The following is an 18,512-nucleotide window of genomic DNA, read 5'->3' as shown; positions in this document are numbered from 1 at the left end:
GCTCGACTGTGCCACAAACAGGAGTGTAAGCATGTAAAGCTGCTATACCATGCAAAGGTAAGGCCCTTTAGGTCTTGTCTTTGGTGCTGTGCCTGATATACTTTTCCACCACCACAGCAGTAATGATGACCATGTAGAACTGGCCCAGCAGACCTACCAAAATAGCGGCTTTCTGCGCGATGGATGTTACCGGGATAATTTCACCGTATCCTATGGTCAGCAAGGTAATATAGGCATAGTACATAATACTGTCCGCTCGCAGGTCAAAGTCATGCTGCGACATCAACACTCCCTCAAAAGAGCCTGGCGCTACCAATTCTATGGACAGGAATAGGAAGAAGGCCAAAAATCCCAAGGCAATGTAACCACTCATAAGGCCCATGATCACATTCTTGTTCACATATTGGGCTCCCCATACCTGTTGCACAATATTCCAGGTTACGATAATGTAAAAGACAAAATAAATGGACATCCGCGCCAACAGGTTTCCTTCAGTTGTCCTGGTAATCATGCTGGAACCGAAAACCACCAAAGAAGCAAGAATCAGTAGGATAAGAAACCACATGAGCTTCTTTTTTTTTGAAATCAGCAAAATACCGGCACAGGTGTTCAACAGGAAAAGAATAGGCAGCAGAATATTTTCGTGAAAATCATAGGGAACGAACAGCGATCCAAAAAGGATGAACGCCTGTGTGATCAAGAAGAACTCAAACCGGTGCAGATATAAGTTCTTCAGTTTCATTCCTCCAACAATTTTGAATCAAATTCATAATCCTTGTAATGTACCTTGAACAATGCACTGTACAAAGCGGGAATAAACACTAGGGTAATGATGGTGCCAAATAACAAGCCCACCATAATACTTACGGCCATTCCTTCCCACATTTCACCGCCGCTTAAGTACAGGGGGATCAATCCCAATACGGTGGTAAAAGTGGCCAACAAAATGGGTCTGAACCGTTGCAGACAGGCAGCGATTACCGCATCCTGTTCGGTGCGGCCCAGCCGTTGTTCCACCTCCATGCGGTCAATCAGTACTATAGCGTTGTTGATGACGATTCCTGCAAGGGAAATAACCCCCAAAAAGGGCATGAACCCAAAAGCTTCCTGAAAGGTCAATAGGCCAATAACCACGCCGATCACCGCCAAAGGGATGGTGAGTACCACCATCGTCATTTTACGGACCGAATTGAATTGAATGATGAGCAAGAGCACTATGAGAAAGCCGGAAATGGGCAAGTACCCAATGACCGAGCCCATACTTTCGGCAGTACTCTCGGCATCGCCCCCAAACTTATAGGTATACCTTTCGGGCCAGTTTTGCAATTGTTCCTCCAACCAAGGGGTAATTTCGGCGGTAATGGCACTGGCATTTGCATTTTCCCGTAACTCGCTACTGATATTGATCGTCCTGCGCAGATCCAAACGTTTTATCTTGGCATACTGCCACTGTGGCACGATGGAAGCGACCTGTAAAAGCGGGACACTTCTTCCGGATTGCTGTGAATAAATGTTCATGGTTTCCAGCGAGGCCAGGGACTGTTGCTGGTTATCGTCACTGCGCATTAGGATGGGAATCGATTTATCCTCTTCCCGGTATTCGCCTGTTGTAAAGCCATCTAACACGGTACGCAGGGAAGTAGCAATATCCTGGCTGCTAATCCCTGCCGATTGTGCCCTGTTTTGATCGATCTCTATGAGAAACTTTTTAGTCTTGGGGCCCCAATCGTCCTTTACGTTCTTTGTTCCATTAATGCTGGATAGTTTTAATTTGATGCTTTCCGAAATTTTGGAAAGTTCGTCCGGACTACTTCCGGACACTTTTATTTCGATCGGTGTTCCGCCGCCTCCGGCTCCCAGAGCACCCACCTTGATATCTGCATTGGGAAAATTACTAAAGGTAAAACCATCCAGTTTGGCAATCATTGCGTTGTTCTCGTTGAACGAGGAAGTATTCACCAGAATATGCGCGTAGTTGGAGTTTGCCTCGTCCGGAGAATAGCCCAAATCGTAAGATTCCGGTCCTTCTCCAATATAAGAGGACCAATTTACGATCCCCAAGGTGCGCGATGTATTTGTTTTTAGGGAATCTGTCATGTATTGTTCTATTTTTTTTACTACTTCGGTGGTACGCTCGATCCTATTCCCCTGAGGCAGGTTAATATCTACGGTTATCATATTTCGGTCGCTATCGGGAAAGAAAATAAAGGGAATCTTGGTAAAACCCCATAGGGAAAAGAAAAAGGCAACAAAAATTAGGATGATCACCTTGTACTTGTTCCCCAGGGCGATAAGGATCAAATCCTTGTAATAGCGCTTTAGATTATTGATTATGCGGTCTACCAGACTCGGTTTTTTCTCTCCTTTGGGGGAGACTTTTAGGAAGAGATAGCAGAACATGGTAATCACTGTTAGTGCAATAAGCCAGGAAGATGTTAAGGCAATGGTGATGACCACAAAAATGGGCCCCACAATATCGCCCATTATCGTTGGCGATAGGAAAAAGGCCAGGAAGGCCGCAGAAGTGGTAAGCGTGGAAATCAACAAGGGCATCCACAATTCCGAAAACGCATCAACGGCCGCCTTCTTTTTCTCAACGCCTTGTTCCAATTTTACCATAATGGTCTCGGCCACTACAATGGCATTGTCTACCAACATGCCAAGGGCCATAATCAGTGCGGCCAAGGTGACCTGATTTAATCCTATGTTCATTAAGCCCATGATCATAAGGGTCATGATGGTAACTATAGGAATAAGGCTGGCGATGACGAAACCCGTACGAAAGCCCAGAAAAATAAGCATCACCGCAAGCACAATACTGATGGACTGCATGAGGTTGACGATGAAATCGCTTACTTTTACATCTATGTAATCATCTAGCGATGACACGCGGGTTAGTTCCAATCCCACAGGAAGTCTTTCCTGCCAGTCGGCCACCACCAGATTAACTGCCTCCCCTAAGGCCACCACATTGGCATTCTCCTTAAGGTTCACATGGAGGGAAATGGCATTTGAGCCATTTACACTTACAATCTGGTCTGGCGGATCTATATAGCCCTTGGTGACGGTGGTAATATCTCCCAATTTTACGAGTTGTGAGCCATCGCCCACGGTAATCAACATATCGCGAATATCCTGGACCGAATCAAAGTTGCCAGTGGGTTCCAGGATAATCCGCTCATCGCCAACGTTTACCTGCCCTCCCGAATTAAGGATATTGGTAGAAGCAATACTTTGCTGCAACTTTGAGGCCGATAGGCCATACTCCTTTAAGCGGGTATTGTCGAACTCCACAAACACACGTTCGTTCTGAACGCCACCCAGTTCTACCTTGGCGGCATCGGGCAACTTGATCAAATCATCCTTGATATCATCGGCATAGGCTTTCATTTCAGCGTAGGTGAACCCATCCGAGGTCAAACCGATTACAATACCATATACATCACCAATCCCGTCATCGTTCAAATCGGGTACAACCCCTTCGGGCAAGCCCTCTATATCATCCAGTTTTCTACGCAATCGATCCCAAACCGCTTGCATTTTTCGTTCGCTTACTTCATCTTTTAAGGTGACACTCACCACGGAAAGGCCGGTCCTGGAGGTGCTGGTCACCTCATCCAATTCCGGAAGTTCCTGGGCTTTCTTTTCAATCTTATCGGTCACCAATTGCTCTACCCTTTCCGGACTCGCCCCGGGAAAGTTAGAAACAACCGTGGCTACCCGTATGGTATATGGGGGCATACTATCCCGTGACAAATCAAAATATATGGAAACTCCTAAAAGGACGATAGTGGCCAGCACCATAAAGGTAATCCGGTTTTTTTCGATGGAGAATTTTGCTAGGTTCATGCGGTTGGCGTGTTATGTTTTAGTATTCCGGTCGTAATGCACTTTTGTTTTTCTTCTGATCGACACTATTGTGGCGGTTGTATTCAAACCCGATTTGTCTTTATTGCAATTTTACTTCTTGGCCGTCCAATAGGGTCTGCAGTCCTGCCGTGGCAATTTTTTGCCCCGCTTCCAAACCGGACCTAACCTCGAAGCCATCAGCATTCAAGCTTCCTACGGCTATTTGTTGTTTCTTCACCCTTGCCTTATCCCCTTCGCCCTCGACCACAAAAACAAAACGGCCATTGCCGTCCTCTCCAACGGCATGGGCAGGGACTACCAATACATTGCCGTTGGTTGAATAATCCCCAAAATCGAAAGTAACATTGGCGGCCATACCACTTTTAATGGTAGTATTGGGTTGGACCACGGTAACACGCACCGGATAGGTGGCCGTATTTGCATCAACTGCAGGGGAAACTTCGGTAACCTTTGCCTTAAATTGCTCGCCCTGCAAGGACGGGAAGCTTACCTGTACTTCCATATCTTCTTTTATCCCGTTAATGGCACTTTCGGGAATTCCCAAGGAAATTTCCATATCCGTACCGGAATTTAAAATGGCCACCGACTGCCCAGGCTGCACATTTTCATCCAACTCGGCCGATACCGAGGCGATGATACCGTCCTCCGGTGCGTAGATATAGCCATACCGTATTTGCTCCTGCTGAATATCCACACCCCGTTTGGCAGATTTGTAGCTTTCCTCTGCATTTTTAAAGGAGTTTTTAGCCGCTTCAAAATCACTGAGCGATGTACTGCCCTTCTCGTACAAGGACCGTATCCGGTTCAGGTTCAATTTTGCCGTATTCATTTGCGATTCGGCGCTGTTTACTTGGGTGACCGATTGCTCATAGGACAAACGGGAGGCTACATTGTCCAATTTGGCCAATAATTCTCCTTTTTTCACCCTTTGCCCCAACCGCATATCAAATACGGTGATGATGCCCGAATTTCTAAAGCTCAGGTTAATAATCTTATCGGTGCGGGCCGTACCACTGAACGTTCGTACCTTTTCACCGCCCAAAAAGCCCACTTCTTGATATTTTACAGGCCTAAGGACTTGTTTTTGTGCTTTTTCCTCGCTTCCGCAGGCACACAGCAGTACTGCGAAAAAAATAATCGAGAGCATCTGGTTTATACGTTTCATAGGTTCCTTTGTTTAGAGGTGTTAGTTTCTATTGTTTAAAAATTCGAAAAAGCGTTGCTTGAACGCCTCATTTTCCTGATCTGAATTCAGTAAAAAATAATAACCGAGGTTGCGTTCCAATTGTAAGGAGCTGATCAAATAATTATAGGTGGCGGTGGCACGAGCCAACTGGGCGCTCAAATAATTATTCTGGGCATCCAAAAGCTGCACGATATTCACTGCGCCATTGGCATAGGAAGCACGGGTCAATTCCAGGGCCTCAAAGGCCGCTTCCTCGGATATTTTGGACAGGGCAATATTGGAAATTTGGTTGACCAGGTCCAGCACGCCGTTTCTCACATTGGTGGCTATGGTCAACTCCGTATTCTCCTTGTTGATTTCCAATTGTTCCCTTTGGATCATCGCGGTCTGTTTGTTGATATTGGAAAGGTTTTGATTTACAATAGGTATGGAAAGGCTGAGCCCTGCATTGTAGTTGTTGTCCACCAAGTTAAACCCCTGTGGGGCAGTACTGCCCGCTCCAGACCGGCTAAAAGTCCTGTTGTATTGCCCCTGAAGTGCCAAAGTAGGTAAGAACCTGCCGTAAGCGTTGAGTTTAATATTGCGCTCCGTAGCGGCTAAGTTATAGCCCAAGGACCTTAGTTCCGGTGCGTTTCGGTTGGCTTCCTCAATCAGGAAATCTATAAAAGGTTCCCTAAGGGCGGGGTCATCCAAAAGGGAGAATATTTGATCGTAATTGTACCGCTCAAAAATACCTTCGTTTAGTTCCACCTCCTCCACATCGATTTCCAAATCTGTGGGATTGTTCAACACCTGATTTAAGAACACAAAGCCCTGCTCTAACTGGTTGATCGCCTCTACCATGGCCTGTGTATTTTGTGCCATTTCACTTCTAAACCGAAGTACATCGGATTTTCCCGCTTGGCCGGCCTCAAAATTCTGCTCCGCAATTTGGAGGTTGCGTTTGGTGAGTTGCTGGTTCCGTACCTGTATCTGGGTATTGGCCTTTAAAATCAAGGTGTTGAAATAGGTATTGGAGGCCTCAAAAATAAGGTCCAACTCGGCCGCGTTAAAGGACTCTTCCTGCGCCTTTTGTAAATTTCTTTGAATGGCGATATTGGCATTGGCCGCTTCGGAAAACAGCGTTTGGTTTAAAGTGATGTTACCCGCTGTAGAAAACTCAGGATTTTGTCCGTTACTGATTTCCGCCAAATCCGGATCAATGTAGGTACCGGTCCCGGACGCGGTCAAGGAAGGCAAATAGTTGCTCTTGGCAGATTTTAAATCCTGGGTGCTCAGCTCCACGTCCTTTTGGGTGGACCGTATGGATAGGTTGTTTTTTAAGGCATCATCGATAACGGTCAGTACATTATATTGTTTCTCGGACAGCACATTTTTAAATTCCCCAATAAAATCGATTCGCGCTATTAAACTGTATTTGATCGGAACCCCTATAAGTTCTGCCGTGTTGTAATTAAGCGTCAGTCTAGGAGTATAATCAATGTAAACCGGTAGATCGGCCAAGGGAGTACCGCTGATATAGGCTTCAATACTCAAGGCCACCCGGCGAAAAAATTGATCGATATTGTCGTCCGATTGATTGGTGGCCAGGATACCATCGGCTACATCATCAGTACCATTAATGGTAAAGGAAGGCAGTTTTTTTTCGATAAAGGTATTGGCCAGGACCCTGTTTTCTGCGTGGGTAAGAAAAAATCCGCCAGCAATATATACCGCATCAATGCCTTCCAAATTGGAAAGGATATCGTCTACGTTTTCAAACGGAATAAGCTTGTAATTCGCCCCAAGCTCTTCAAACTCCCTATCAAATGTTTCCTTCAAGGGGAGAATATCCACCAAACCCGCTTCTATGACAATACCCAGGTTTTCAAAATTGGTCAGTTCCTTGAAGGTTATAAAGTCTTCTTTATAGGACTCGGATTCGATCAAATAGGTGAGGTTAGCTATTCCAGAGGTTTTTTTTGACAGATCGATCCCATTCAAATCCTGGTTTACCGCGCCAAAAAGTATGGTTGGTTTTTGGTGTACAGGTGTTTGATTGATAATTTGATTGTTAATGGGACCAAAGGCCAAAATGATATCTGTATCATTGGCCAGTAGGCGATTATAGTTTGCCTGGGCTTTCTGTAAATCATAGCCATTGACCAGGATGTTGTCCTCGCTAAAGTTAAGGACGGCATCTTCTCCCACAACCGCGCTAATTTCGGACTCAAGACGGTCCAGCAAGGGTTGTACCTCCTCGGTACGGAAATCGAGAAGCATCCCTATGTTATAGCTTTTTTTGGTCTGGGCAAAGACTAACGAGCTAAAAAGCAATACGATGGCAGTGGCATAATATTTTTTCATTGGTGTTCTTTTTTCATCAATTTTTAAGAGTCGTCCCGTTTCGAATGTAGCACACGACACCTTCCCAGTAGCATATATTGCTTAGGGACCGATATCTTGGCACAAGCGCCCTACCCAATCGGAATGGTCCGGTAATTTTCTTCCTTTTATATTGGCGTGTGGAAGCTCCCTAAGAGCTTTGTATTACAGGGGCTACCTTCTCCTATTAACAAAAGATTTTGTTAATATAACCAATTAAGCGGTAATTTTTATTCCCCTTTTGGGTTTATTTCGCCAAGAGGCCTTGAAAATTTTGAGTAGGTCCTCGAGGTTTTTAGGGCCGCCAAGCGTACCCGATTTTAAAGAAGAGTGTTTGGTTAAGCTGTCGCAGGGATATATCTTGAACGTTGACCGTGTTTTCAAAACCTTCCAAATTGTCCACATAACCCAAAAAGATGACGGACTGTGGATTCAGTTTATAGGACAACAGGAGCTGGGCAAATACCGATTGATCGATGCGGTTAACCCTATTGTCATCAAAAAGCTCAGGGTTCCGTAGCGTATGACGGTATTGCATCACCACCCTAAAGAACATACGGGGATTAAAGTTGTACGCCGCTTGTAGTTGGGTCAAATTGGCGGTAAAAATGGTCTCCCCGGAGAGATGGAGCCTTAAAAAGCGATGATTCACCGTCATATCAATATGTTTTCCAATCCGGATGTCCGACTCCAATCGAAACTGCAGGTTATCGGTCTTGCGCGTATTTTCAAAATCGACCGCGGGGCCTAGGTTGATCCATCCGTTGATCCCCAGATTGCCCAATGGCTGTATATCAAACCCGGTCCAAAGGCGTACCAACTTGAAGGTTTCCCCTTCGGTCCGTTGCCAAATAATATCGGGATTGATCCAATAATTCAACTGTAAGGGCCCGTTGAAATAGGCACTGGTCCAAATACCTTCCAAGTCCAATATCCCATCCATGGATTCCCGTCTAAAACCACCCGCATTCCAACCCACATTGCTGTACCAGGTGGTTTCCTTTGGCCAAAACCGCCTTTCAACAAATGCGCGGTACCTACGGAAATCTACCTGGGGTACAAAACCTGCATCGGCCCGAAAACCTGAAGGTCTGCTTTCGTAGATAAAGGTTCCCTCCCAGTTACGGGTATCGAAATCTGCCTGAAAGTTGATCGAATTCCCATTAAACGTAGTACTCCTTAGGTTATTTTCGGCCACTACAATGCTATCGTACTTTGTTTCCGTATGAAGATATTGTGCTCTCAAGGTAAGCGGTTTCCAGGGTCTTACAAAAGCATCCAGGCCGCCCACGTGATTGAAATAATTGCCTCCCTCCCTACCCGTATACAGTAGGCCTATGTTGGAGTTGTTGCCTATATCCCTGCGGTATCGGGCAATAACATTGGTGACTTCCTGATCCAAGGAAACACTCTCCGAGCCTTGAAAACCCGGCAATATCAGGTTATTGACACGATCCTGTGCAAGCAATAGTCCCACAGCATTTTTGTTTATTTTACCGCTTATTTTAACCCCGTAAGACGGATCTGTAATAGTCCTGGTAAAAAAAGCTTGTAGCGGGGTGTTGAAAAAATCCGCTCCCTCCAAAAAAAAGGGGCGTTTTTCGGGGAATTGCAGGGCAAAGCGGTTGTTGACGTCCAATTGAGCGGCATCTGCCTCCACTTGGGAAAAATCGGGGTTAAACGCCAGGTTCAGGGTAAGGTCCGATGTAATGCCCCAGCGTGCATCCAGGCCAAGGTTGCTGGCAATCTGTCCTTCAGTCAGTGAGCCCTCGGGAAAGTCCTCCCTTTCATCAAACCTGTTCAGGGTAAAGGTAGGTGTGAACTCCAAATTTACCCCAGGTCTTATTCCCTGCAGACCAGTCATCAGGTTGGCCTGGCATAATAGACAGTTGTTTCCCTGGTCGATTGGCATGGAATGAAAGGATTTTTTTAAGCTTCGGGGATAGGTTCGAAACCCAAAAAAGCGCCAGGTCTGTACCTTTTCGCTTGCGGGGAATCGCAAAGATTTAAAGGGAATGGCGCCTTCCACGATATATCCGTCCCCCGTAATCCTGCCAGACGACTTCCAAATGGCGTCCCAGCTAAGATCTCCATCGCCAACCTGCTCATCAAAGATGCCATCTTGCTGCACCCCAAAAGGGTTTACCGTAAAAAAGAAGGCTCTGCGCGAATCGTTAAAGGGGTCAATAAAAAGGGATACAAAATCATTGTCGTCCAATTTGTCCCTATCATTGATAATTGCCCTAATTGCCTTGGTATTCGAATCTTTTGCCTCGAAGGAGAAATATAAATATTCCGAATTGTAGGCCAACCGCAGCGTGGTGGCCACCTCTGCTTTGGTATTGTTTCCTGGATCGGTCTCAAAGGCTAGGGGCACTTGGTCTGCCTGTGACCAAAAGGTCTCATCAAGGCGGGCATCCAACTTAATTTCCTCGACCTGCACCTTTTTAATATGGAACAAACGATTTTCAATTTGTTGGGCGTTGGAAAGTAGGGGTATGAAAAATACGAGTAGATATTTGCGTATCATGGTTTGGAATTGGAAGGCCACAGTTAGGGGCCTAATTCCAAAACAAGATATTGGGTAGTTCCGCTCCCAGGACCTTTTGGATAGGCTACTTTGTCCGAATGCTTCCACCTGCACGTTTTTGGGTTTTAAAACGGACCATCTCCAGCTGTTTAAGGATACCTTTGACAAAAACACAAACTGCTGTCCTATGAAATATGTTTCCATTGTACTCGTGGTTTTGAGCGGCATTTTACTGGGCGCTACCGAAAGAGAACGCCCAAGGGAGGAAATCAAAACAGTTTACGTGGCCATATTTCTTTACAATGGGGTAGAGCTTTTGGATTTTAGTGGTCCGGCAGAAGTCTTTGCTGCAACCGCATTTAGGGATGAACAGGGACAATACCGCAGACCGTTTAAGGTGTATACCGTGGCAAAAAACACCGAACCGATACTGAGCCAGGGTTTTCTACGAGTGGTTCCGGACTATTCCGTTGCCAATGCGCCCACCGCGGATATTGTGGTGCTGCCGGGAGGGGCTACGGGCAGTTCACGTAGGACACCGGAGGTAATGGAATGGGTCAAAAACAGTTCCAAAAAGGCAAAGATCATGATGTCGGTCTGCACGGGCGCTTTCCTCTTGGGTGATGCGGGCCTTTTAAAGAATAAAACGGCCACTACATGGTACGGGGCCATAGAACGGTTCAAAAACGCCTACCCCGAAACCGAGGTCCTGGAGAACACCCGCTATGTAGATCATGGGAATATTGTCACCACAGCCGGAGTATCTGCCGGAATTGATGGCGCCCTACATATTGTAGGTAGGTGGATCAATCCCGAGACGGCAAGGTCCACGGCTGAATATATGGAATACGACAAATGGGTTCCTCAGGACGGCACGGTAATAGCTCCCTGAACCGTATTAGTTTACCACAGCAGGTAAAACATGGCTGTAGAGTAGGGAAATAGGTTTTAGCTCTTCTTGGTATGAGGCCGTACTATCATTGGTAAAAACAATCACCATATCGTATCTTGGGATGACAAAAATAAACTGGCCCCAATGGCCATAGGCCATATACATTGCCGGCGGGTTCGTTACCTTTTTCTTTTTATCCAAGGGCAAGAGCCACCACATATAGCCGTACCCGGTATTGGAAACCCCAGCGATACTTTCGGCATGTGGAACATGGGGTCGGGTAGCCTCCCTTACCCACCATTCCGGAAGGACTTGTTTGCCCTCCCATTTGCCTTTTCGAAGATAGAGGTATCCTATTCTAGCCATGTCCTTTGGCCGGAGAAAAAGTCCGCCCCCGGTATGGGGAATCCCCCTATGGCCCCAACTCCACTTGGCCTTTGTGATGTTCAATGGTTCAAAAAGATAGTCCTTTGCAAAACTCTGGGTAGGCATGCCCGAGGCATTTTGCAACAAACCTCCTAAGAGAATGGCAATGCCGCTGTTGTAATACCATTGTTTCCCCGGTCGGGTTTCCATTTTGTAATCCAACACGTATTTCATGCGATCGCCGGAATAACGGTTAAGCGCGCCCAAATGCCGTTCCCCGGTCCATGCTTGCCCCGTTCTCATGGTGAGGGCGTGCTTGAGGGTCATGGCCCGCTTATTTTCATCCAAATAATCAATTTGGGTATACTCCGGGAAAAAGTGGAGCACAGGTTGATCCAGATTTTTGATGAATCCATTTTGAATGGCCACACCAACCAAGGTAGAAGTAATACTTTTGGTCACGGATTGCAGCGTATGCGGTGTTGTTCCCTTATAGCTCCCAAAAGTTTCATCAACAACCAAATAACCGTTCTTAATTACCGTAAAGGAACTTATCGGTTCAAGAATTTTCTTCTGCTTGAGCAAGGCTACAAAAGCATCGATCTTCGCCTGGTCCAAACCTTGCTCTCCAGCCTTACCTTGGCGCCACTGGCTCTTGGGAAAGTAGTCCTCTTGCTGCCCGGTCAGTGGAACGACTGTCAGTATACATAGGCAGGACAATACCCATCCCCTGAAAAAACCCGTTTTACCCATCAATCATTTTTTACGCTTCCGATTTTTTACCTTGTAGCTTCATCGGACATTCAAAATACCGAATTTCCTGCATCGGAGTACCGTTGTTAACACTTGTTTAGTAGTAAAAGCGCTTAACAAGCTCATAAAACAAAATTATTCCAAAGATATAAATCTACTTGGCCTTCCTACTTAAACCTCATCCTTGGAAATCAATTTAAGGTTATAGGAGTCCGATTTTTTATCCCGTAACATCACGAGTATATACGTGCTGTCATAGTCCGAAATATGGGAAATACTGCCCAATTTTATGTTCTCCCGTTTTACACCCCGCTCCCGGGACGGTGCTGTAATGGCCTTGGCGTTAAACAGGTCCTTGCCACTGATTTTCGTCAAAGGATGCACATTATTGCCTACCAGTACATAGTCCTTTCCCTTATGTGTATAGGAAATAATGCCAGTGGGTGTGTTCCCGGCACCGATTTCGGCAACCGTTTTTCCGACCAATTTTTTGTTCCCGTTCAATTCGCTTAATTTAAAGGTGACCAAGGGGGTACACATATAGCCCGCCACTACGTGCCATTGATTTTCCAACTGAACGGGCAAGAATCTATAGATGGGGGCGTGGGTTTCGTTTCGTCCATGGGAAACGTGATATACCTGTACGTTAGTGGTCAGCATATCTTGATCAAACGGAAATGCCACCCTGCGCAGTCCGGATGAAAACTCTTCATTGGACAGGCCCGAGATAATGAGTTCTCCATTGACATAGTGCATATCGGTAACAGTATAGGTCCTGGAGGGTCTTTTCCAGGTCTTGTGATCGGCCGCCGGGGCGTTGGTGATTTCTTTTTTGGAGTGGCTTACATTTTCCAGGGGAAATTCACCTAGCCCGTCCTTTCCCAAACGAAAAAGGGCATAACTGGTTTCCTCCCCGTTTTTTTTGCTTACCGCAAAGAATACGTTTTTGGAAGCCGGGTTAACCGCCATATCCAGTATGGTGATATCTTTTGTAGATGCGCCCATGGCCGCTGCCAGCTTTTTGTCCAGTCCCTCGAGGGTCAATTCATGGATTACCATTTCCTGTGTGTCCTGAACGTCAACAGCATATACTGTCATTCCCGTGTTATCACCGATAAAAAGAATGTTCTCAGGTCCAAAGGCGATGGCCTTGATCGATTTGATTCCCGGATTCCCATAGGTAAAGCCGGTTTTTAAATTTCCAGGTTCTTCCGCATAGGTGCTGAGCGCAAAGACCACACCTAGCAGCGTTACAATTGTTTTTTTTAGTTTCATATCTGTGCATTAAGGTTTATAAAGCTGTCTTAAAAACTGTTTTTGTCCGATACCATTCTTTCATTGCCCTTCATATCAACAATAAATAGTGCGGGCAGTCCCTCTTGTGTACCCTCCATCACATCCCTGGTAAAGGCGATGTATTTGTTGTCCGGAGACCAATGGGGATAGAAAGCCTGATACCCTTTCTTACGCACCAGAACCTTACTCTCTCCTCCCTCAGCTGGAATGATGCGCATTTCGAAGGCTCCGTCAACAACTGTGATATAACTTATTTGCTGTCCGTCGGAAGACCAGCTCTGATGAAACTCGCCCTTGGGTGTGTCCGTGAGCTGTTTTAAATCTGTCCCATCAGGATTGATCGTATACAAATCGGGCTCGCTCTCCTCATCAACAGCTCTTCGGAAAAGTATCTTGCTCCCATCGGGTGACCATCTTGGCGTACTTTCAATAGCTTCGGTATTGGTGAGCCGTCGTGTATGTTTGCCCTCACTGTTCATGATATAGAGCTCGTTATTGCCTGTTCTATTGCTTGAAAATACAATGGACCTGCCATCGGGAGAATAGTCCCCGTCCTCGCTATTGTAGTCCCCTTCCGTTAGTCTTTTCACTTCTTTGCCCTGGGGATTGAACCGATATATTTCGTGGTGGCCATCCCTTACCGTAGTAAACATGATATGCTTACCATCGGGAGACCATCGGGGAGCAAAATCCCGTTCCGGATGTCCTTCCAAAATTTGGAAATCGCTTCCGTCCAGGTTTACCGTATAGATGTCCTCTATGGAATGGATGTAAAAAAAAGCAATCTTTTCCCCGTTTGGGGACCAAACCTGGGCACAAGCGAAGCTACAGGCTAAAAATGGCAACAGTGTCATTAGTATATTTCGCATAGGTCTTTGATTTTAAAGTGTATTCACATTTAGGGAAGTCAGGTCAAAACCTTCCCTTTTATTTTTGGTCAAGAGCACCACATAGTTTTCATTGAGGTTGTCCATTTGCCTAATGTGACTCCCGGGTATCAGGGTCTTATAATGTACCCCGGCCCTTGAAGTTGGATAATTGATGGACTTTCGTTGTGCCGCAAGATCGGCAGGTCGCATTTGTATGAGTCCCCTTTTGGAGTTGGCGATCAAGATATACTCTTCCCCTTTCTTTCTATACGTACGGATATCAATGGGATGACTGCCTGGGCCAATTTCCGCTACCGTACGGGCACGGATCTTCCCACCATCCCGTAAATCCACCAAGGGAATGGTAATTAGCGGCGTACAGGAATACGCCGCCAATAAATGTTGCTGTCCGTTGATTTGATATTTGATGAAGGTATTGATGGGAGAACTCGTTTCGTACTGCCCGTGGGCCCCATGGTAGAACTCGACCCCAGTGGTGGAATGTTGCTGGTCAAAGGGAAATTGGGCCACTCTAAAGGTGGATGAAAATTCCTCATTGGAAAGCCCCGAAATATATAGCTGTCCGTTATCATATACTAAGTAACGAATAGTGGCAGTATTTTTAGACCTGCCGCTACGCCATTTGGCGCTGGGTGTAAATGCACCTGAAAGCTTTAATTGATTATAATACACGCCCTCCAGGGATACCTCACTTATCTTTCCCTGGGGGCTGATCTTCATTAGGAGGGTGGCGTCATTGAGATAGTTGGGGTCAAAAATATCACGCTCCCTGCTGTTTGACCCTCCGTAGGACACCGTACAATAAATATTCTGGGATATTGGGTTCACCGCCAGATCATGGATCAGGATATCCTTACGGGGTCTTCCCAAGAGGGCACCGATCTTTTGGTCAATATCCCTGATGTCAATGGGCGCAGCAGACGAGGGTTTCTTATCATCCTTAAAATCAAAGGCGTAGACCGATGCTCCTTTGGAATCCCCGAGAAAAAGAATACCATCGGGGCCAAAGGTTAGTTTGGACATGGATCGGATATTGGGCGTCCCATAGATGAACGTCCCTTCATGGGCTTCTTTTTCCAAGGCATCTCCCGAAAGGAAGGAAAGCGATGTACAAGCAAGTACGCCCAGAACGATTGTTATTCTTTTCATAATCAAATGGTTTATAGTTTTTGTTTTATGGGTACAAAAGGAATTTTTAGTTCCTTAAAGGTTTTGGGGGTATCGTTGGGATTATTTAGGTCCACATCAAATTTTCTCCTGAGATTGTTTCCCGCCAGGTCTTCCAACCAGGCGTTGATTATAATAAGGTGCTTGCCCTCGCCCCAAGGCCGATTTGGGGTAAAAAGCCAGTCCTGTTCATTACGGGCCAACAGTATTGTGCCATTTACCCTTTTGTTTTCCATGTTTACGACTACGATGGTGCTATGTAAAAGACCGTAGTCCATCACCTCATTAAAGGTTATTTGAAGCGGTTCTTTGGTACCCGCATCCGGTAACTGTACATGCCAGTCATCGGGAACGGGCGATTCCCGATCCACTGCTACTACCGTAAACTCCTTTACAAAATCATGGGTCAGGGTGGCACCTTTGTAATCTGTCCATTTCTTATCAATGACCAGTCTATATCGCCGGCCTTCCACCAAAGGCAGACCTAATTGTAGGTTGGGCTGCACGCCCCGTTTGATCCGGCCTGGATCTAGGAATACCGTAAGCCGTTTTCCTTCTGGGTCCCAAAGTTCCTCGGACATCGCCAAAAAAGCTTCTGTTTCCAGCACCTTTTCCGGCATTCGATAGAGTTTTATATATTGTCCCGCTCCCCCGAAGCGCATGGGCTTGGAAAATTCTATATAAAACTTGAGTTGGTTCATAGGGAGTGCCGAGGTACTGGGGTATATGTTTGCCACATAGGCGGATGGATCGTTCCTTTCAGCTGGAACGCTAACCTTATATCGACCTAATCTTCCCAAAGTTGAACCGATCACAACGGTATATTCTGCGCCATTCACAAACCCATATTTAGGACGAAATAGGATTTTATGACCCTCCTTCCGGTAGTCCCCGATAAGCTCGGGCATTAGAACGGATTCATTAAGTTCTCCGAAACAAACGGATATCCGTTGATCAATACTATCCCCTTGCCCTATTTCCAGCCCTTCTACAACAATTGCAGGCAATGTGGGCTCATAGGTCACAGCAATGGGACCAAAACTGGTTTGAAGAAAAAGTGTTGTCAAAAGGACAATCAGTGCTCCCATTACCTGAAATTTAAAGGGTTATCGTCTTGGTCTTAAATGATGGTCTTTGGAGGTCAACAAAGGATGGTGGGTAATAAAGGATTGCTGGCTTAAATTACGGATATTGATTATTGGTCCTTCCAAAATCAATAGGCCTTTTGTATGAATGCATCCAAACGTACGTTTCTGCATATCTCCCTTCCCAGCTGACAAATATTCTCTTTATCGTCCATGATATTTAACAGAATCTTTAGAATTCTATTTACTACTTTTATCAGAGCACGCCACTTAGGGGAGTTTGACTCCGATGTATCCAAGCCTATTTTGGACAGCTACCTAGGAATGTAAAATGGCTACTTTGGTCCTCAAGAATCGTCCCAGGTGAAAAAGCTATAGATATCTTATGAGATGATGAAGAGCGTTACGCTTTGTACTATTGCCTTGTCGGCATTGCTTACCGTCTTGGCATCCACCCATCTGGTCCATGCACGGGATGCATCGGAATCTACCGAGTACCGTTGCCCTCCATGTGGGTGCAATCAGGATGCCATCGCATTTGCCTACCCAGGAAAATGTCCTTCCTGTAACATGCAACTTGTGGCGGTTCCAACGGGTATCACTAAAACCATAGACCATCAATTGGCACCATATCTGGAAACCGGGATGTTGGGCGCTATATACACCAAATTGATTTATCCCATATTCGCTGTTGGGATATTGCTGTCCCTATTTTTACTTTTAAAAGGCATACGGGGCCGATCTCTAAATGTTTTTCTCACGGGAATTATCCTGGTCCTTTCGCTCTATGGCTTTAAGAACCAGTTGTATGCCGTGAATTATAGCCTTACGAATACCTATAAGAGTTTGTTCACTCCCATTTCTTTTATCGTAGTATTGGGCCCCTTACTCTTTTTTTACATCAAAAGCCTTACGGTGAGCTCCTTCAAATGGCATAGAATGTACCTATACCATTTTGTTCCAGGCATACTGGTTTTCCTGTATTATGGGATTCTCGCCCTACTACCGGAAGAAATTAAGCTACAGTTTATGTTTTCGCCCTTTGAAGTCTTGTTCAGCCATTCGGAACAAATAGCAGCTGTACTACTTGGGGGTGTTTATCTCTACTTTGCCGTTAAGAACTATAACCATTGGAAGGCGGACCATCCGGTCCGTAATAGGAAACTGGCATCCTGGGTATTCAGGTTTTTATTGGGCCTTGCCCTACTGCTCGGATTTTGGGGCATCATGATCCTAGTGAATCTATGGATTTACGATTTTGGTGTCGCCACCGTTTCCTATAATCCGTTGTGGTTGGTCATGGGCATTACCCTGCTGTGGCTGGGGGTAGAGATTGCATCGAATCCTAAATTCTTTTTATTGAACAAAAGCACGAATCTGGTGAACGGAAACAGGGTCATGTCCGTGGAGGAACTTTCCAATTTAAAAAATGGGCTCAAAGGGTTGATGGTGGATCAAAAGTTATATACCGATCCCAACCTAAGCCTAAATACACTGGCGCTGGCCTTGGATATCAACCCTAAATATCTGAGCATGATGCTCAACAATTCCCTGGGAAAGAACTTTTACGACTTTATTAACGAGTATCGCATTGAGGATATCAAAAAAAGATTGGCAGACGGAAGCAATCGCAACCTCACCATAGAAGCTATTGCCAATCAGGCTGGTTTTCGTTCCAAATCGAGCTTTAATGCCGCCTTTAAAAAACAGTTGGGCATGACTCCAAGGGAGTTTATGAAACAGGGCAACCCATAGTTCAAGTTGCCAGGAACAGAGGACATCTGCACATGCCATAATCTACGCACCATCACCTCTGCCATTGTCTTACCAGATGGTTTTTCCAAGAAATAAAGTGCATAAAATTATACTAATCCCCCCTTTCTTAAAATTTATTTTAAGTAGCGATAAAATGAACGCGTGTTGTAAAACTTGTTTATATTTGCGCACCAGTTTTCCAAATTATGGTCATGCCCACGTGGCGGAATTGGTAGACGCGCTACCTTGAGGGGGTAGTGTTCGCAAGGACGTGCTGGTTCGACTCCAGTCGTGGGCACCAAGGCCCCAGCTCCCAACAGGGACTGGGGTCATTTTTTTATCGCTATGTGCTACGTTT

The 18,512-nt window shown here is 45.7% G+C and carries 12 protein-coding genes and 1 tRNA gene; 3 read left to right on the top strand and 10 right to left on the bottom strand.

Translation table 11 applies throughout. From position 1 onward, the window contains the following. Positions 1–67: 67 nt before the first annotated feature. The 5 genes from ACRD67_RS18805 to ACRD67_RS18785 all read right to left on the bottom strand — a co-directional run bounded on the left by ACRD67_RS18805 (position 68) and on the right by ACRD67_RS18785 (position 9,950). Positions 68–742, bottom strand: coding sequence for an ion channel (locus ACRD67_RS18805; RefSeq protein ID WP_430968787.1), 675 nt, complete (start codon positions 740–742; stop codon positions 68–70). Beyond that, positions 739–3,849, bottom strand: a complete 3,111-nt coding sequence (locus ACRD67_RS18800; RefSeq protein WP_430968786.1) for an efflux RND transporter permease subunit — start codon at positions 3,847–3,849, stop codon at positions 739–741. Before ACRD67_RS18800 ends, ACRD67_RS18805 begins: the two co-directional genes overlap by 4 nt. 100 nt (positions 3,850–3,949) lie before the next feature. Continuing rightward, positions 3,950–5,035 (bottom strand): efflux RND transporter periplasmic adaptor subunit, encoded by a 1,086-nt coding sequence (locus ACRD67_RS18795; protein ID WP_430968785.1) that lies wholly within the window; start codon positions 5,033–5,035, stop codon positions 3,950–3,952. A gap of 21 nt (positions 5,036–5,056) precedes the next feature. Next, positions 5,057–7,402: a TolC family protein gene (locus tag ACRD67_RS18790; RefSeq protein WP_430968784.1), complete on the bottom strand. Its 2,346-nt coding sequence runs from the start codon at positions 7,400–7,402 to the stop codon at positions 5,057–5,059. Between the two features lie 313 nt (positions 7,403–7,715). Continuing rightward, positions 7,716–9,950 (bottom strand): carbohydrate binding family 9 domain-containing protein, encoded by a 2,235-nt coding sequence (locus ACRD67_RS18785; RefSeq protein WP_430968783.1) that lies wholly within the window; start codon positions 9,948–9,950, stop codon positions 7,716–7,718. A gap of 187 nt (positions 9,951–10,137) precedes the next feature. Here ACRD67_RS18785 and ACRD67_RS18780 point away from each other — a divergent pair, with 187 nt between their 5' ends. Further along, entirely contained in the window at positions 10,138–10,842 is a 705-nt protein-coding gene (locus ACRD67_RS18780) for a DJ-1/PfpI family protein (RefSeq protein WP_430968781.1), read from the top strand. A gap of 6 nt (positions 10,843–10,848) precedes the next feature. On the opposite strand, the gene ACRD67_RS18775 is transcribed toward ACRD67_RS18780, so the two are convergent. The 5 genes from ACRD67_RS18775 to ACRD67_RS18755 all read right to left on the bottom strand — a co-directional run bounded on the left by ACRD67_RS18775 (position 10,849) and on the right by ACRD67_RS18755 (position 16,402). Then, a complete protein-coding gene (locus tag ACRD67_RS18775; protein WP_430968780.1) occupies positions 10,849–11,961 on the bottom strand; it encodes a serine hydrolase domain-containing protein in 1,113 nt (370 codons plus the stop codon). A gap of 171 nt (positions 11,962–12,132) precedes the next feature. After that, positions 12,133–13,236, bottom strand: a complete 1,104-nt coding sequence (locus ACRD67_RS18770; protein WP_430968779.1) for a hypothetical protein — start codon at positions 13,234–13,236, stop codon at positions 12,133–12,135. 29 nt (positions 13,237–13,265) lie between these two features. Further along, entirely contained in the window at positions 13,266–14,126 is an 861-nt protein-coding gene (locus tag ACRD67_RS18765) for a TolB family protein (protein ID WP_430968778.1), read from the bottom strand. A gap of 12 nt (positions 14,127–14,138) precedes the next feature. Then, complete coding sequence (locus ACRD67_RS18760) at positions 14,139–15,296, bottom strand: hypothetical protein (protein WP_430968777.1); 1,158 nt, start codon at positions 15,294–15,296, stop codon at positions 14,139–14,141. A gap of 11 nt (positions 15,297–15,307) precedes the next feature. Beyond that, on the bottom strand, positions 15,308–16,402 hold the full coding sequence (locus tag ACRD67_RS18755) for an Ig-like domain-containing domain (RefSeq protein WP_430968776.1): 1,095 nt from the start codon (positions 16,400–16,402) through the stop codon (positions 15,308–15,310). 387 nt (positions 16,403–16,789) lie between these two features. Between ACRD67_RS18755 and ACRD67_RS18750 the strand changes: the two genes are divergently transcribed. Together ACRD67_RS18750 and ACRD67_RS18745 are read left to right on the top strand one after the other, a co-directional pair. Next, complete coding sequence (locus ACRD67_RS18750) at positions 16,790–18,154, top strand: helix-turn-helix domain-containing protein (protein WP_430968775.1); 1,365 nt, start codon at positions 16,790–16,792, stop codon at positions 18,152–18,154. Between the two features lie 214 nt (positions 18,155–18,368). Next, positions 18,369–18,455 (top strand) — tRNA-Leu (locus ACRD67_RS18745). The last annotated feature ends 57 nt before the right edge of the window (positions 18,456–18,512 follow it).

Source organism: Eudoraea algarum (genome assembly GCF_050589645.1).
GTDB lineage: Bacteria > Bacteroidota > Bacteroidia > Flavobacteriales > Flavobacteriaceae > JBNGOQ01.
The sequence above is the reverse complement of the archived record's forward strand: the minus strand, read 5'-3'. Positions and strand labels throughout refer to the sequence as shown.

Excerpts from the sequence above, each read along its gene's own strand:
- ACRD67_RS18805 (WP_430968787.1), bottom strand. The coding sequence starts at position 742 with ATGAAACTGAAGAACTTATATCTGCACCGGTTTGAGTTCTTCTTGATC.
- ACRD67_RS18800 (WP_430968786.1), bottom strand. The coding sequence starts at position 3,849 with ATGAACCTAGCAAAATTCTCCATCGAAAAAAACCGGATTACCTTTATG.
- ACRD67_RS18795 (WP_430968785.1), bottom strand. The coding sequence starts at position 5,035 with ATGAAACGTATAAACCAGATGCTCTCGATTATTTTTTTCGCAGTACTG.
- ACRD67_RS18790 (WP_430968784.1), bottom strand. The coding sequence starts at position 7,402 with ATGAAAAAATATTATGCCACTGCCATCGTATTGCTTTTTAGCTCGTTA.
- ACRD67_RS18785 (WP_430968783.1), bottom strand. The coding sequence starts at position 9,950 with ATGATACGCAAATATCTACTCGTATTTTTCATACCCCTACTTTCCAAC.
- ACRD67_RS18780 (WP_430968781.1), top strand. The coding sequence starts at position 10,138 with ATGAAATATGTTTCCATTGTACTCGTGGTTTTGAGCGGCATTTTACTG.
- ACRD67_RS18775 (WP_430968780.1), bottom strand. The coding sequence starts at position 11,961 with ATGGGTAAAACGGGTTTTTTCAGGGGATGGGTATTGTCCTGCCTATGT.
- ACRD67_RS18770 (WP_430968779.1), bottom strand. The coding sequence starts at position 13,236 with ATGAAACTAAAAAAAACAATTGTAACGCTGCTAGGTGTGGTCTTTGCG.
- ACRD67_RS18765 (WP_430968778.1), bottom strand. The coding sequence starts at position 14,126 with ATGCGAAATATACTAATGACACTGTTGCCATTTTTAGCCTGTAGCTTC.
- ACRD67_RS18760 (WP_430968777.1), bottom strand. The coding sequence starts at position 15,296 with ATGAAAAGAATAACAATCGTTCTGGGCGTACTTGCTTGTACATCGCTT.
- ACRD67_RS18755 (WP_430968776.1), bottom strand. The coding sequence starts at position 16,402 with ATGGGAGCACTGATTGTCCTTTTGACAACACTTTTTCTTCAAACCAGT.
- ACRD67_RS18750 (WP_430968775.1), top strand. The coding sequence starts at position 16,790 with ATGATGAAGAGCGTTACGCTTTGTACTATTGCCTTGTCGGCATTGCTT.